This window comes from Limosilactobacillus vaginalis DSM 5837 = ATCC 49540, assembly GCF_000159435.1.
Taxonomy (GTDB): Bacteria; Bacillota; Bacilli; order Lactobacillales; family Lactobacillaceae; genus Limosilactobacillus; species Limosilactobacillus vaginalis.
Genome location: NZ_GG693479.1, coordinates 1 through 241 on the forward strand (window position 1 = coordinate 1; position 241 = coordinate 241).

At 53.9% G+C, this 241-nt stretch carries 1 protein-coding gene; it reads left to right on the forward strand.

Translation table 11 applies throughout. The features are described from left to right. On the forward strand, positions 1-235 hold a 235-nt coding region (locus tag HMPREF0549_RS09080; protein ID WP_040532105.1), incomplete at its 5' end, for an NADPH-dependent FMN reductase family protein. Between the last annotated feature and the right edge of the window lie 6 nt (positions 236-241).

Consider the following 241-nt stretch of genomic DNA (forward strand, 5'->3'; position numbering starts at 1 on the left):
ACAAACCATCACATCCACCTGGACGACCCTTGCGCATCACGGCATGGTAATTGTCCCTATTGGCTACGCAGCGCAGGAATTATTTGACGTTTCACAGGTTCGCGGCGGTACGCCGTACGGCGCAACCACCATCGCAGGCGGTGACGGTTCACGCCAGCCCAGCCAGGAAGAACTGTCTATTGCTCGTTATCAAGGGGAATATGTCGCAGGTCTGGCAGTTAAACTTAACGGCTAATCTTCA